This is a genomic window from Aquibacillus salsiterrae (assembly GCF_028416595.1).
Taxonomy (GTDB): domain Bacteria; phylum Bacillota; class Bacilli; order Bacillales; family Amphibacillaceae; genus Aquibacillus_A; species Aquibacillus_A salsiterrae.
In genome coordinates this window covers 97,402-113,002 of record NZ_JAMQKC010000005.1, presented here as the reverse complement: position 1 = coordinate 113,002, position 15,601 = coordinate 97,402, and the positions used below count along the sequence as shown (strand labels likewise).

Annotated in this window: 13 protein-coding genes and 1 pseudogene; 11 read left to right on the top strand and 3 right to left on the bottom strand. The window is 39.4% G+C overall.

What is annotated here, in order from left to right; translation table 11 throughout:
• Positions 1-191: 191 nt before the first annotated feature.
• Positions 192-461, top strand: a pseudogene (locus tag NC799_RS08335) (4a-hydroxytetrahydrobiopterin dehydratase); the annotation flags it as partial.
• A 171-nt stretch (positions 462-632) separates the two neighbouring features.
• Here NC799_RS08335 and NC799_RS08330 read toward each other — a convergent pair.
• Positions 633-860, bottom strand: coding sequence for a hypothetical protein (locus tag NC799_RS08330; RefSeq protein WP_272445957.1), 228 nt, complete (start codon positions 858-860; stop codon positions 633-635).
• Positions 861-1,044: 184 nt separating this feature from the next.
• On the opposite strand from NC799_RS08330, the gene NC799_RS08325 reads away from it, so the two are divergent.
• Positions 1,045-2,388 carry an MATE family efflux transporter gene (locus NC799_RS08325; RefSeq protein WP_272445956.1) on the top strand — a complete coding sequence of 448 codons (1,344 nt, stop codon included), beginning with the start codon at positions 1,045-1,047 and terminating at the stop codon, positions 2,386-2,388.
• Positions 2,389-2,627: 239 nt separating this feature from the next.
• Here NC799_RS08325 and NC799_RS08320 read toward each other — a convergent pair whose 3' ends face one another.
• Positions 2,628-4,058, bottom strand: coding sequence for an amidase family protein (locus tag NC799_RS08320; RefSeq protein ID WP_272445955.1), 1,431 nt, complete (start codon positions 4,056-4,058; stop codon positions 2,628-2,630).
• Between the two features lie 227 nt (positions 4,059-4,285).
• On the opposite strand from NC799_RS08320, the gene NC799_RS08315 reads away from it, so the two are divergent.
• The 7 genes from NC799_RS08315 to NC799_RS08285 all read left to right on the top strand — a co-directional run bounded on the left by NC799_RS08315 (position 4,286) and on the right by NC799_RS08285 (position 12,507).
• Positions 4,286-5,704 carry a PTS mannitol transporter subunit IIBC gene (locus NC799_RS08315; protein WP_272445954.1) on the top strand — a complete coding sequence of 473 codons (1,419 nt, stop codon included), beginning with the start codon at positions 4,286-4,288 and terminating at the stop codon, positions 5,702-5,704.
• Between the two features lie 833 nt (positions 5,705-6,537).
• Positions 6,538-8,661, top strand: a complete 2,124-nt coding sequence (locus NC799_RS08310; RefSeq protein ID WP_272445953.1) for a BglG family transcription antiterminator — start codon at positions 6,538-6,540, stop codon at positions 8,659-8,661.
• Positions 8,658-9,092 (top strand): PTS mannitol transporter subunit IIA, encoded by a 435-nt coding sequence (locus tag NC799_RS08305; protein WP_272445952.1) that lies wholly within the window; start codon positions 8,658-8,660, stop codon positions 9,090-9,092. The genes NC799_RS08310 and NC799_RS08305 overlap by 4 nt, the downstream gene beginning before the upstream one ends.
• Complete coding sequence (locus NC799_RS08300) at positions 9,093-10,232, top strand: mannitol-1-phosphate 5-dehydrogenase (protein WP_272445951.1); 1,140 nt, start codon at positions 9,093-9,095, stop codon at positions 10,230-10,232.
• 227 nt (positions 10,233-10,459) lie between these two features.
• Complete coding sequence (locus NC799_RS08295) at positions 10,460-11,197, top strand: ZIP family metal transporter (RefSeq protein ID WP_272445950.1); 738 nt, start codon at positions 10,460-10,462, stop codon at positions 11,195-11,197.
• A 54-nt stretch (positions 11,198-11,251) separates the two neighbouring features.
• Complete coding sequence (locus NC799_RS08290) at positions 11,252-12,271, top strand: asparaginase (protein WP_272445949.1); 1,020 nt, start codon at positions 11,252-11,254, stop codon at positions 12,269-12,271.
• Between the two features lie 62 nt (positions 12,272-12,333).
• Complete coding sequence (locus NC799_RS08285) at positions 12,334-12,507, top strand: hypothetical protein (RefSeq protein ID WP_272445948.1); 174 nt, start codon at positions 12,334-12,336, stop codon at positions 12,505-12,507.
• 389 nt (positions 12,508-12,896) lie between these two features.
• Here NC799_RS08285 and NC799_RS08280 read toward each other — a convergent pair whose 3' ends face one another.
• Positions 12,897-13,229 (bottom strand): ArsR/SmtB family transcription factor, encoded by a 333-nt coding sequence (locus NC799_RS08280; protein WP_272445947.1) that lies wholly within the window; start codon positions 13,227-13,229, stop codon positions 12,897-12,899.
• Between the two features lie 266 nt (positions 13,230-13,495).
• Here NC799_RS08280 and NC799_RS08275 point away from each other — a divergent pair, with 266 nt between their 5' ends.
• Together NC799_RS08275 and NC799_RS08270 are read left to right on the top strand one after the other, a co-directional pair.
• A complete protein-coding gene (locus NC799_RS08275) occupies positions 13,496-14,644 on the top strand; it encodes an MFS transporter (protein WP_272445946.1) in 1,149 nt (382 codons plus the stop codon).
• Positions 14,645-14,666: 22 nt separating this feature from the next.
• Positions 14,667-15,428 carry a threonine/serine exporter family protein gene (locus NC799_RS08270; protein WP_272445945.1) on the top strand — a complete coding sequence of 254 codons (762 nt, stop codon included), beginning with the start codon at positions 14,667-14,669 and terminating at the stop codon, positions 15,426-15,428.
• The last annotated feature ends 173 nt before the right edge of the window (positions 15,429-15,601 follow it).

Sequence of the window (15,601 nt, the reverse complement as noted above, 5' to 3'; positions counted from 1 at the left end):
AAATAGATATATCTAAACAGATTTATTCATAAATTGATATTGTAAGTATTACCGTTTTTTCGCTTGCGCAAACAATAAATTATATGAAATTTCAACAAATTTGTGAATGGACAAACGGGACACATCGGTTTAGTGTTAACATTAGATAAGGAAAAAGGAGGAATCTTGGGTTGGAGTGATTATCTAATCAACGAATTAGTGAGGAATTAGCTAACTTAGTCAATTGGAAACGGGTCGATAACAAGTGGATAGAAGGAAACTATCGGTTTAAGGAATATTTGACTGGGGTCAATTTTGTCCAAGAAATTGCAAAGTATGCAGAAGAGATGAATCACCATCCCTTTATTACAATTGAATACAAAAGAGTTACTGTAAAACTATCTTCATGGCGGGCAAAGGGGATAACGGACTTAGACATCGAGATGGCAAATAGATTTAATGCCATTTATCTTGGGAAGTGATGTAAATTAGTAGGGGAAATAGTCGAAATTTGCTGTATTATTTCCGGGGAAATAATCGAAATTCGCTGTATTATTTCCGGGGAAATAATCGGGGAATATTCCGTCTATCGTGCAATTCGTGATGGATTTGGGGAATGATGGCGGAAATTGTCTAGTTTTGTTAGTAATCTACTATTCTGAATCAACCTCATCGGACTGTCCATTTGTATGAGAGAAACCACTAGCATCTCCGCCAGGTCTGTTTGTTGTTCTTTTACTTGCAACAAAGAAGGCGGTTGCGACTAGAGGGATAGCAATGTAGATTGGGATGTTCATTTGTGCCTGTAAAAAGAACGAAATAAACAATAAACTAACAATGCCTAAAATAATGGAAATAAAACGGTACTTGATTAATGGCATGTCTCACAATTCCTTTCGTTCAAATCTTATAAAATAGTATGCCCAGATAAGCCATATATTCCAATAATCATAGATATTGCGCTCGTTCATCCGAAATAGCTTCCTTCCGAGTCGGATTAATATATCGCCTTTCTCTTAAGTGATAGAATGGGGAAAGGAATGCTAGGTTAAGGGAGTTTTGTTGATGAAAAAACAGCACGATTTTACGAGTGGAAATATACTGCAGCAAATCTTTGCTTTTTCAACTCCAATCTTGTTGACCCAATTGCTCCAGGTATCCTACCAATTTACGGACAGTCTATGGGTTGGTAATTTGTTAGGAGCAAATGCACTCGGAGCAGTTGCTGTCTCTTCCACTGTCATCTTCACTATTTTATCTTTCATTATTGGGATTAATAACACAACGTTAACCGTGTTATCACAAAAAAAGGGGCAAAAGGATGAAGCAGGCCTTGTCCGTTATTTAAATGCCTTCGTAGTGACGTTGTTTGTAATGGCACTGGTCCTCGGTATTATTGGCTTTTTGCTTGCTGGTCCAATCTTAACATTGCTTGGTACTCCAACATCGATGATGGCAGCAGCCGAAGCTTATTTAAAAATTAATGCTTCTGGCATTTTCTTTTTGCTAGGATATAACTTTATCGGAACCGTGTTACGCGCAGTTGGTGATAGTCGGACGCCATTAACTATTGTAACAATTGCTGTTGTTTTAAATGTCATTCTAGATCCCGTCTTTATTTCCGTTTTTAACCTAGGAGTAAACGGTGCTGCATTCTCAACGATTATTTCACAAGGAGCAGCGTTTATCTATGGAATTATATACGTCTTAAAAAAACAGCTTATTCCTTTTTCAACCCCATTCATACCAGAGTGGGAGGAAATGAAACTGATTCTTTATCTAGGAATTCCTTCGGGGCTGCAGATGTCCGTCATCTCTGTTGGTTCTGCTGCGATTATGAGTGTCGTAACCTCGCATGGAGAAAGTGTTGTGGCTGGGTTCAGTGCTGCTCAACGTCTTGACAGTTTATTTATGCTTCCGGCTCAAGCGCTTGGAACTACAGTAAATAGTATGGCAGGGCAAAATATCGGGGTCGGAAAATGGGACAGAGTGAAGAAAATATCTTGGTACGGTGCACTCTATAATCTTGTAGTCATGCTTTTCTTAGCTTTACTTATCTTCTTCTTTGCCGAGTTTGGTGTTCAGTTATTCATTGATGATAGAGAGGCTATTCAATTTGGTGCGGAGTATTTAATGATTGTTGCGTTCTTTTACCCATTTTTAGGACTAAATTTTATCTTAAATGGTGTAGTCCGTGCGTCCGGTGCGATGTATCAAGTGCTTGTGTTAAACATCATTTCTTTTTGGGTGCTAAGGTATCCGCTCACTTATTTGTTCTCAGACTGGTTCGGTAGTAAAGGAATTGCCTTAGGAATGGGAACAAGCTTTGTCATTAGTAGTTCATTCGCTTTTGGCTATTATCGTTTTGGTAAGTGGGGTGAAAAAGAATTGTTTAAACAAACGAGTTAATAATATTAAAGTTAGTACGGAGAACTATGTCTTGTTAAAAGGTTAGTTAAGTACAACAATTCTTGGTAAAAAATCTAACAAGGTCATGGCGACTATCTCTATTTATATGATACATTTCTAATAAGAGAGAAAATAAAGGGAAGCTATACAAGTGTTCGATATAAAAACAGTCAGGAACCCAATGATCGGTTCTGACTGTTTTCCTGCTTTAGGTGATTACCAGTAACCTAAGTAGATTCTTATTGCTTAAAATTTGGTTCTTCCCTATGGTTTGTTGCTTGCTCATAACTATAGGCAAGCTCAATAAGTATTGGTTCCGTAAATGCAGTTCCTGTAAAAGTAATACCAACAGGAAGTCCTGCCTCTGTATAACCAGCGGGCACTGTGATCGAAGGATAGCCGGCTTTTGCAGCAATGCCTGCGCCGTAGTTGTTAGCAAACAGTAACGCGTCTAACTGATGTTGCTTCATTACGAAGTCAATGCCCTCTGCTTGACACTTTTTAATGTCTTCAAGCCGTGCGAAAATGTATTCAGGCTCTGTTAATGTTCCACTTTTTTGATCGGATTCCTCTAACAAGACTTGCCCATATCGTAACGCCTGTGCAGGATGTAGCTTATTGTAGGCAATCACGTCACGTAAAGACCGGACCTCGATGTCACTTGCTCCTGCTAGATAGGCGTTAACCCCGCTTTTAAACTCATGGAAAAGGACGTTAAAATCAGCAGGCTCCTCACCAACTGTGATCGTATCAATAATCGTTGCCCCATGTGCTTGTAAATCAGAAATTGCCTGGTTTACGACAAGCTGCTCATCAGCCGAAAGCTCTGCAAAATAGCTTTTATCGATTCCGATTCTCACATCGGAAAGCCGCTGTTTATTTAAATACATCGTGTAATCGGTTAAGCTAGTGCCAATGCTAAGGTTAGTTGCAGAGTCTTCGTTATCAACCCCTGTTAAAGCCCCGAGCAGGATAGCCGCATCGGTAACATTCGTTGTAATAGGACCAGCGGTATCTTGACTATTCGAAATAGGAATAATACCAGTCCTACTAATTAATCCAACGGTTGGCTTAATCCCGACCAGTGAGTTGCTACTCGCAGGACTTAGGATAGAACCACTTGTTTCGGTACCTATTGCCCCAGTCGCAAAGTCTGACGCAACTGCTGCTGACGAGCCAGAACTTGACCCACCAACATCGAATACACCTGGTCCGTATGGATTTAACACCTGTCCACCTCTCGAGCTATAACCGTTAGGCATCCCTTCTGTCATAAAATTTGCCCATTCAGTTAAATTCGTTTTGCCCAAAATTACAGCACCAGCTTCGCGTAGTTTTTTTACTACAAACGAATCCTTTGTTGCATAGTGGTTTGCTAACGCCAATGAACCTGCGCTCGTATGCATTTTATCCGCAGTATCAATATTATCTTTTATTAATATTGGAATGCCGTGAAGTGGTCCTCGTTTGCCAATCCGCTTTCGCTCCATATCTAATGCTTCAGCAATGTGAAGTGCTTCAGGGTTTATTTCTATGACAGAGTTAATGATTGGCCCGCTTTTGTCATAGTTCGCGATTCTTTGTAAATAATACATTGATAATTCCTTGGCTGTTATTTCTTCGTTGTCCATGGCTTGTTGTAAGTCCATGATTGTTTTATACTTATCCATTTTTTAACCTCCTACTTATCGCCCATCCTAGTATAAATCAAATCGCCCTTTTACAGTAATAATATGGATAGTCTTTGACAATTAATTATTGAAAATAAAAACATGTCACTAATACTATTGACAAAAGCACTTTTACTAAACATTGAATCAATCCTGTAACCGCTTTATGATGTAGTCAAGGAATTATATAAATTATTTCAATTACATTTTTGAAAGGAGTAATTCAAATGGCTCAAACTGGATTACGTGCAAAGATACAACATTTCGGTAGCTATCTCAGTGGCATGATTATGCCAAACATCGCTGCTTTTATTGCTTGGGGTTTGATAACAGCATTATTTATTCCAACAGGGTGGATCCCGAATGAAGGTTTTGCTGAACTAGTTGGCCCAATGATCACTTATTTATTACCACTTCTTATTGGTTTTACCGGGGGTCGATTAGTGTATGACATCCGTGGTGGTGTCGTTGGTGCAACTGTAACTATGGGTGTAATTGTAGGAACCGACATACCGATGTTCCTAGGTGCTATGATGATGGGACCGCTTGGTGGTTATTTAATTAAAAAATTGGATGGTGTATTCCAACATCGTGTTCGTCAGGGCTTTGAAATGCTTTACAATAACTTCTCTGCAGGGATTTTAGCAGGTGGTTTAGCATTAGTTGCATATAAAATTATTGGCCCAATTGTTGCGGGTTTAAACAATGTTTTAGCATCAGGAGTAGAAGCGATTGTAAATGCTGGACTCCTTCCGTTAGCAAGTATTATCGTTGAACCAGCAAAGGTTTTATTTTTAAACAATGCGATAAATCATGGTATCTTCAGTCCACTTGGAGTAGAACAGGCTTCAGAAACGGGTAAGTCAATTCTTTTCCTAATTGAAACTAACCCTGGACCAGGACTTGGTATCTTGTTAGCATTTATGTTATTTGGAAAAGGCATGTCAAAGAGTTCTGCGCCAGGTGCAGCTATTATTCACTTTTTAGGTGGTATTCATGAAATTTATTTCCCTTACATCCTAATGAAGCCAATGCTTATTCTAGCTGCAATTGGTGGCGGTGTGAGTGGTGTATTCACCTTCTCAATTTTTAACACGGGATTAGTGGCGACTCCATCACCTGGAAGTATTTTTGCTTTACTTGCAATGACTCCAAAAGGTAATTATGTTGGCGTATTATTAGGTGTTCTTGTGGCAACAGCTGTTTCATTCTTAATTGCATCTTTAATTTTGAAAACGTCAAAATCTCAAGATGAGGAAGAAAATCTGTCTGAAGCAACTAGTAAAATGGAATCGTTAAAAGGCAAGAAGAGTTCTGTTTCAGACAACTTAAACAAAAAGACAGAAGAAGTTAATCAAGTTCCTGCTGATGAGGTAAATAAAGTTGTGTTTGCCTGTGATGCTGGTATGGGATCAAGCGCGATGGGGGCATCTTTATTACGGGATAAATTTAAAAAGGCAGGAATTGATATTGAAGTAATTAATACAGCAATCAATCAGCTACCAAATGATGCGGATTTAGTCATTACACATAAAGATTTAACAGACCGTGCGAAAGCAAAGTTACCGAATGCTGAGCATATTTCCGTAGACAATTTCCTGGGTAGTCCTAAATACGAAGAATTAGTTAATCGTTTAAAATCGTAAATACGAAACCTTCAACTGGAGCTAAAAGTATCGATGATTGACCTGATTATCGACAGAATAGAGTTCAGATTAATAAAATCTGTCGATGATTGACCTGATTATCGCAGAATAGAGTTCAGATTAATAAAATCTGTTGATGATTGACCTGATTATCGACAGAATAGAGTTCAGATTAATAAAATCTGTCGATGAAGCCCCCAATCATCGACAGAATAGAGTTCAGATTAATAAAATCTGTCGATGAAGCCCCCAATCATCGACAGAATAGAGTTCAGATTAATAAAAAGTGTCGATGAAGTCCCCAATCATCGACAGAATAGAGTTCAAATTAATAAAATTTGTCGAGGAGGCTCACCGCCCACCCCGCGGAAAGAGACTGCCTGGAGCGCAAATCAACCCTAACAAGTTAACGTCCATTATATACAAAAAGCATGGGTGGCAAAACTACCTACTTGCTTCCTAGCCCCTCGGGTCATAAATCAATCCCTTCTGTGGCAAAGAACGCCACGTCTTATCTTAAAAGATAAGAAAGTATAAAAAATGCAAGAACTGTCTAGCTCCGGGCGCCTACCCCCTCGAGGTCTTAAGCAGAAAATCTTTGTGTCAAAGAGCGACACATAGATTTTCTGCTTATGCTTGTCGGGGGTGACAAGGCGCCCTGCGCTTTTCTTATGCCTGTTTGTCGGACTTATTAAATGATGGCAACAATGGTTGTGACGGATTTAGTAATAGAATCGATTGTTTATCTATTGGTTAAGGGTTTATTATCATGGTATAGCATAGATTTTGTCACTAATGAAAAAGTTAACATGGATTCGGTTGGGAGGTGTAACGTGTATATATCAGGTCGAGAACGAAAGATTATCGAATTTCTTTTAGAAAGTAAGGAAGAGGTAACCATTAAAGAAATTGCTGATAGTCTTGAGGTAAGTACAAGAACCGTCCACCGTGATTTAAAAAGTGTCGAGGATATATTGGCGAAATATCAACTTGGTTTAAACAAAAAATCTGGTGTTGGTATCCAGTTAATAGGTGATGAGGAACAAAAGCATCAACTCGAATTAGCCCTTTTTACCGTAGAACATACAGACTATACACCCGAAGAGCGACAAGCAATCATCGTTTCTACTTTACTCGAAAGCAATGAGCCAATGAAGTTATTTACGCTTGCCAACGAACTGCAAGTGACAATCGCAACGGTAAGTAATGATTTAGATAGAATGGAAGAGCAGTTTTCTGAATTTGACTTAGAATTAGTTCGAAAACGTGGCTATGGTGTTAAAGTCGTTGGTAAAGAAAAAAATAAACGTGCAGCATTGAGCTATTTAATCTCCCAACATATGGACGAATACGATTTTATCCACCTATTAAAAGAAAATATTGAGAAAAAATCAAAACAACAGCTCGACACAATTTCTAACAGACTCTTGGGTATTGTTGACCGAAACAGGTTAATCATTATCGAGAAAAGCGTTGAGAAAGTTAGTAAGAAATTGCCGTATGAGCTTGCAGATAGCTCCCATATCGGTTTAGTTGTTCATCTCGCACTTGCAATTGAACGTCTGAACAAAGGAGAAAACATTCAATTTGACCCAAACTATTTGCATGATTTACAAGAAACGAAAGAATATGACATTGCTCGAGAGCTTATTTATAACTTAGAACAAGCGTTGCAAATGAAAATCCCGGATGATGAAATAGGTTATATTACGATGCATTTAATGGGGGCGAAGCTTCGTTACGACCATGACTATCTGCTTGAAGAGTCATCACTAAATGTAGCATATAAGGCAAAAGAATTAATTAGTCATGTCGGAGCAAATATCAGTGAAGAGCTCGATGACCATCCGGCATTGTTGAACGATTTAGTCGCCCATCTAAAGCCTACCATCTACAGACTTCAACAAGGAATGAGCATCAAAAATCCTCTGTTAAAGGAAATAAAAGAAGATTACCAGGGATTATTTTCGTTGGTGGAGGATGGAGTCAAAAAGGTTTTTCCTGAGACGAAATTTCCAGATGAAGAAATTGGTTATCTTGTTTTACATTTTGCCTCAAGCATATTACGGCAAGACTCTGAAACAGACATCAGAGCATTAGTCATATGTTCTAGTGGAATTGGGACTTCTAAGATACTTGCATCAAGGCTTTTGCAACAGATTCCTGAAATAAAACATGTCGATAATAGGTCCTTGTTTGAAATGAATACGATCGATTTAGCTAATTACGATTTAATCGTTTCGACTGTTGCGTTAAAGGATGTTGACGTGAAGTACGTACTTGCATCGCCAATGTTAACGAACCCAGAAGTAGAGAAAATTAAAAAGCATCTTCGCTTAATGAAAATCAGGCATCGACCAGAAAAAAATAAACGCGATAAATCGATCGGTGAAAACCGGGTAGGAGAGGAAGCGGTTATTTCCCGCCTGCAACTGATGCAAGAGTATTCTAAGGTTACGTTGGAGTTATTGCTTCATTTTCAAGTACAGGTCATAAAGGAAGCAGAATCAATGGCAGAAGCACTAGAACAGGTGTGCTTAGCGCTTGAAAAAGATCAAACGCTAAATTCGGCAGCAACTGTCATACAAGCTATTTTGGCAAGGGAAAAGCTTGGTGGAGTCGGTATTCCGAATACCTCGCTTGTTCTATACCATACCCGTAGTGAAACGGCCCGGCGGGTGAGTTTTACCGTAGCCACGTTACCAAAGGCCTTTACTGTCACTGGGATGGACGGGAACGAGATGCAGGTGGAAACAATTTTATTGATGCTTGCACCACTTGAAACGTCGGAAGCTAGCCTTGAAATATTAAGCTTCATTAGTGGTTTGATGATTAAAGATCAACTAAGTACGACCATTTTTGGGTCAAAGGATGAAACGAAAATTAGTCAGTTTTTATCCGGCGAACTTAATGAATTTATTAATAAAAAGATATCTATTAGGAGTGATCAACTATGACAAAGCAAATTTTAGCAAAAGAAAACATCGTCTTACATGCAGCATTAGATAACAAGGAGGAAGCAATTCGTTGTACGGGCGGGATTCTTGTTGATAATGGATACGTCGAGCCAACTTATGTAGATAAAATGTTAGAAAGAGAAAAAGTTACATCAACGTATATTGGTAATAATGTCGCAATCCCGCACGGCACAGAAGATGCAAAGCAGGCAGTAAAGGAAACCGGGTTATCTGTTGTTATTACCCCTGAGGGTGTTGATTTTAATGGCAATACGGTTAAAATTTTGATCGGAATTGCCGGAAAAGGAAATGAACATTTAGAGATACTATCTAAAATTGCTATTGTTTGTTCAGAGGAAGCAAATATTGAGAAGCTCGTCCAAGCACAATCAAAAGATGAGATTTTATCCATTTTTAATGAGGTGAACTAAATGTTAGCCGTACATTTCGGAGCGGGAAATATTGGCCGTGGGTTTATTGGCTCCTTACTTTATCAATCTGGGTATCATACCGCTTTTGTAGACGTGAATCAAACTGTAATTGACGCAATCAATCAGAAGAAGAAATATAAGGTTGTTCTAGCTGCTGAAGAAAAAGCTGAACAAATTGTCGAGAATATTTCTGGCTACAATAGCTCTACCCAGCGTGAAGAAATAATCCAGCAAATTGCCAAAGCAGATATCGTTACAACTGCCGTAGGTCCATCAATTTTACCAATGATCGCAGAGACATTGGCGGCAGGGTTAACAGAGAGGTTAAAAGAGAACAAACAACCACTAGTTGTGATTGCATGTGAAAATATGATTGGTGGCTCATCATTATTGAAAGAAAAGGTTGCTGAAAAAATAGGTTCGAGTGATAAAGAGGCCTTTTTGGCGTTAATTAGTTTTCCAAATGCAGCTGTTGACCGAATTGTACCTAACCAAACAAATCGAGAATTACTAACGGTATCAGTAGAGCCTTATTTTGAATGGGTGGTGGAAGAAAAAGATATAAAAGGTGAAAAGCCACCGGTAGAAGGTGTCACCTATGTACCAGATTTGTTGCCATTTATCGAGCGCAAATTATTCACAGTTAATACTGGTCATGCTGTTTGTGCCTATGTTGGAAAAGCTTTAGGGTATGACACGATAAAAGAGGCGATAGACGAACAAGAGGTTGCTTCGATTGTCGCTGGTGCATTACGAGAATCGGGCAAGGTGTTAATCGAGCTTTATCAGTTTAATAAGGAGGAGCATCTAGCATACATCGATAAAATTGTGACAAGATTTTCAAATCCATATATTTCTGATGAAGTGACACGTGTGGGACGCGGACCGATCCGTAAGTTAGGGCCAAATGACCGACTCATTCGCCCTGCTAGTCTATATGTTGAGTTGTTTAATGAAACTCCACGTTCGTTAGTCAAAGCGATAGCTGCTACTTTAGTTTATCAAAATGAAGCTGATGAGGAAGCAGTTTTATTACAGCAAAAGGTTGCTGAACAAGGCTATCAAGCAACTCTGGAGGAAGTATCAGGTTTAGCCGCTAATCATCCATTGGTAAAAGCTGTTTTGGATCAAATCAATTAAATAAGCAAAGCGCCCGGAGCGAGACAGCTTTTGGATCTTTTTATACTTTCTTATCTTTCAAAAAGAAAAAAGGCATGAAATAGTTCACACTATTTCATGCCTTTTACTTAATCTTGCTTAGGCTAACCAAGACGGGAGATCCCATTAGTAATACCTGACAGTATAATATTCTGCCCTTTTGAGGAATCTTAAAACTAACCGTTTAGATAAGGAGGCAGCTAAGAGCGATGTGGAATGCAATCATGTGGGGTACAATCGCAGCATCAGCAACCCTTGCAGGTGCTTTAGTCGTTTTACTGTTTTCTATACCAAATCGCATCATCGGATTTATTGCGGCGCTTGGTACAGGAGCACTTATTGGTGCGACTGCGTATGAATTGTTGGGTGAAGCAGTTGAGATAAGTGGTTTCGTTCAAATTGCTATTGGCTTTTTGGGTGGGGCACTAGTCTTTACAATATTAGATATCCTTGTTTCCAATGGTGGGGGCCATCAACGGAAGGAGTCTGATCGGAAACAAACCTCTTCAGAAGGGAAGTCAAATTCAGGATTAGGAATATTTATTGGTACAATCATGGATACTTTGCCAGAGTCGGCAATGATTGGCATGAGTTTAATTGGTGGTGGAAAGGTTAGTTTAGCACTTGTTATCTCAATTTTTATTAGTAACATTCCTGAGGGGATATCTAGTACAGTAGGTATGCAAAAAAATGGTTATTCGAAAAAGAAAATTATTTTTCTTTGGGTATTAGTTGTCTTTTTTTCTAGCATAAGTTCTTGGATGGGAGTATTATTGGAATCAGCTTCAGATACGGTAAAGGCGATGATGAGTGCGTTTGTTGGAGGTGCCATTATTTCCATGGTTGCATCCACGATGATGCCAGAAGCATATAAAGAGGGTGGTCCAAGTGTTGGGTTTATTACCGCAATCGGCGTATTTATTTCCTTGATATTGCACCACGCTTAACATTTGACACGACCGGGATGTTGCTATTTTTGTAAGAAAGGGGAGTAGGTTGATTTGAGTGGTATTGAAGTATATCGCGGGGAGTTACTTGAAAGTAGTCATCAAGTTCACGTAGCAGTTTGCAATACGAATGGCGACCTTCTTCATTACTATGGAGATTCAAATCGTCTAACATTTGCCCGTTCATCGATGAAGCCATTTCAAGCAATTCCAGTAATCGAATCAGGGGCAATGGCCGCATATCAATTGACGAAAAAGGAACTTGCCCTGTTTTGTGCGAGTCATAATGGGGAAGCGATTCACCGCGAGATGGTTGAACAGGTACTTAATAAAATAGGCTTAACGGAGGAACATCTCCAATGTGGGACACATATACCAAGGGATATGAAAAGCTATGAACAGTTACTTCGGAGCGGTGGTGAGTTAACTTCCCTTTATAGTAATTGCTCTGGTAAGCACTCTGGAATGTTGGCAGGCGCACTAAAGTTTGGGTATGAACTAACCAACTACCGGGATGTTGACCATCCTTATCAGCAACATATTATTGACGTCATTGCCGATGTTAGTAGTTATCAACGGGCAAAAATTCGAACGTCCGTCGATGGATGTGGTGTGCCGGTCCATCGTCTTCCATTAGGTCATTTAGCAACAGCATTTGCAAGACTTGCAAAGCCAACCGCATGGCCCGGAGGTTCCTCAGGTAGAAAAGAGGCATTAAACACCATAGCGGATGCGATGGTAACCTATCCAGAAATGGTTGCCGGCACCGATCGATTTGATACAGACTTAATGAAGGTATTTAAAGGGAGAATTGTTGCTAAAGTCGGGGCGGAAGGGATCTATTGTTTTGGCGACCGGGAAACAGGGATTGGTGCTGCATTAAAGGTTGAGGATGGAAATGAGCGTGCAACAAACGTAGCTGCTATGGAAATCATCGAACAGCTTCAGATTGGTAACGTGGACACACGAAGCAAACTTAATGATTATCACTACGCTCCAGTGCTAAATGCTCGTCAAGAGAAAATTGGTGAAATTAGGCCTGCTTTCCAATTAACAACTGTTTCAAAGCCTTGAGAATAACCTGCCATTTTTCGTACATAGTAAAAGAGAGGATCCTTTATAAGAGGTGGTTTAGGTTGAAGAAATTCGTCGTTAGTTTTCTTATCGTTCCAATGATTTTATATGTAAGTATGATGGATGTCTTGGCAATGCCTTTGGATGGAAACGAACAAGATACAGGTCACCCTGCTTTAAAACAGGGTAAAGATGAAGTGCCTGTTAATCCCGGGCGTGGACAAAATGTGTTTTAGAGAACCTTGTGTGTATGGATTAATTGAATTAACCACGCTTTTTCAATGGGCATGCATCTGTGGGCCTCTACGAGCGTTCATCGTTCCGTGGAGGCTCTACAGAAGTGGAAATGATTCGCTATAGAATCATGCAAACTATATCTTGTTTTCTCAGCCTTTTTTTACAGTGATCAAAGCTTGGATAGACCTTTATTGGTGTTAGCAACAGCGTGTATTTTCGTCACAGCATACACTTTCTTTATCGGACTCCTCCTTAATGATATTATTGCAGCAAGTGTCAGAATCATTGTCTCTCTTGACGATCTTTATGAAAAAATTAAACATTTTGTCACCTCCTTAAATCAAATAATTTTGATTAATTAAGTAAGTTAAATCCAAAAGGTGGGAAGTTATCTCCCCGAAGGTCGAAATAAACAACATAGCTCTTCAGATAATAAATGATTTACTTCTCTTTCATTCAGCTGGTAGTAGCTCCATGTCCCACGATTTTCTTTGATCAATAGCTTCGCATCAAATAATATCTTTAAGTGATACGACAACTTGGACTGAGACATGTCAATGATTTCGGTTAAATCACATACGCAGACAGAACCTCGTTGACAAACAATATTCATAATTTCTAACCGTTTCTTATCAGCTAGAGCTTTAAATTTCTTTTCATAGATGGCAAATGCCTTTGAAGGGGTAGTTGGTGTCTGGTCAATGATAGTAAATTCCTTCATTAATAGATCATATCCTTACATCAAAAATATTTGATTTAATTGTACTACAAGGAATACGGGTTGGCAACTATTAATCAAAAAAAATTGATGTATAAATAAAATAGTCCGGCTTACAATTTATTTGGCTTACCCGTAAGGATATAAGGATCGGCTGCTCTGGATATTATGTAAAATAAGCGACGTCTACTCTGTGCCTCCTCTTTTTTGTTCTTTTATGTGAAGTCGTATAATATGAAGATAAGTTAAAAATGGGGGAGAGGGCTTCTGTGTCAAACAACGAATCAATTGTGCCGTTGAAAATGCTCTTGTTTAGTTTCCACGGTGCCAACACAATTATTGTTAGTTTTTTACCATTGTTATTACAGAATAGAGGTTTAACAGGTACGGAAATAGGATGGGTGCTTGCAATTGGTCCACTTGCATCAATAATCTCACAGCCAACCTGGGGCTACATGAGTGACAAGTACCAAACCGTTAAGAAGATTTTAATCATTTGTGTGATTGGCTTACTTATCACTAGTGCTATTTTCTTACATATGAGTACATTGCCCTTACTATTGGTATTTGGGGCACTGTTTTATTTTTTTGTAGCTCCAATCGGTGCTTTAGGTGATAGTCTTTCGCAACGAAGAGCAGATGAATTAGGTATTTCATTTGGGACGATTCGAATGTGGGGGTCAATCGGTTTCGCCACATCGTCTTTAGTTGTCGGGGAGATTTTGTCGGCAATCGGGGTAGACTTCCTGTTCTGGCCATACCTTGCCTTAGGCATACTTGCACTCATTGTCTGTTTTAACCTTACAGATGTGAAAGTTAGTACGAACAAGCTTCAATTAAGTGATGTCAACCAGTTATTTAAAAATCGTCCATTCACTATCTTTCTCTTGCTCGTTATGTTGATAACGATAACCCACCGAGCAAATGATAGCTTTATCGGTATATATATAAGTCAGTTAGGTGGTAGTGAGCGACTAATCGGGATATCTTGGTTCGTCGGTGTTGCTAGTGAAGCGCTTGTCTTTGCCTTTGCAGGTCTTTGGTTTCGGAAATTCCATCCGCTTATTTTCATCATAGCTGCTGGTCTCTTATACAGTATTCGGTGGTTCTTGTTTGCAGCAATTGACCATCCAGCTTACATCGTTGGCCTTCAATTTTTACATGGGTTAACGTTTGGTGTCTTTTATTTAACTGCGTTTCAATATGTGACGAGGTTAATTCCAAAAATCCTTCAATCTACCGGGCACCTCGTATTTGTGACAGTCTTTTTTGGAATATCTGGAATTATTGGCTCACTTGTTGGCGGTGAATTAATTGATACGATGGGTGCAGCCTACTTGTACATGTGGATGGGAATCCTTGCCCTTTTAGGAAGTATTTGTATTACCATTTATCACCTGTTACCATATGGAAAATAAACTTAGGTAGGAGATACAAACAATGATTAAAGACAATCTATATAACGAACAATTATTAATTAAAGTTTGTATGCTCGCGGGTAAGATTATGTTGGAAAGTGGGGCAGAGACATACCGGGTGGAAGATACAATGCTACGGATTGCTTCTTCGTTTGGGGTGATGAACGCACAAAGCTATGTAACTCCAACCGGAATCTTATTTTCCATTAATGAATCGGAGCCAAGTAATTTCATCCGCATCATGGAACGTTCCACAGACTTGCATAAAGTAACGCAAGTAAATAGCATTTCACGGAAAATTAGTAGTGGAGAATTAACTGTGGCCCGGGCACATGCGTGTCTTGAGAAAATAAAGCAAGGAACACATGTCTACTCTATTTCCAAGCGTATTATGGCTGCTTCAGTCGCCAGTGGTTGTTTCACGATCATGTTTAATGGAACATGGTTTGATTTCTTTCCATCCGTTTTTGCCGGGGGAATAGGCTACGGCTCGGTAGTTTACTTTCACCGGATTGTTGAAATTAGATTCTTCGCCGAATTTTTATCATCTGCTATCATTGGACTTCTTGCCTATCTTTTCGTTCTAACCGGCTTCGGAATCGAGTTGGATAAAATGATTATCGGATCTGTCATGCCACTCGTGCCTGGCTTGTTAATCACCAATGCAGTCAGAGATTTAATGGCAGGTCATTTAGTGTCTGGTTTATCCAAAGGTGCAGAAGCCTTCTTAACCGCATTTGCAATCGGAGCCGGTATAGCAGTTGTCATTTCACTAATGTCTTAACAAAAGTCTAGTTTCTACAGATGCACATTCATTATATAATGCGCACTAACTTGTTAGGGTTGATTAGGGTTGATTTGCGCTCCAGGCAGTCGCTTATCAGTGATTGGGGGCCGGCCTCATCGACACATTTTGTTAATCCGACCTCAAATGTGTCGATAATTGAGGGCCTCATC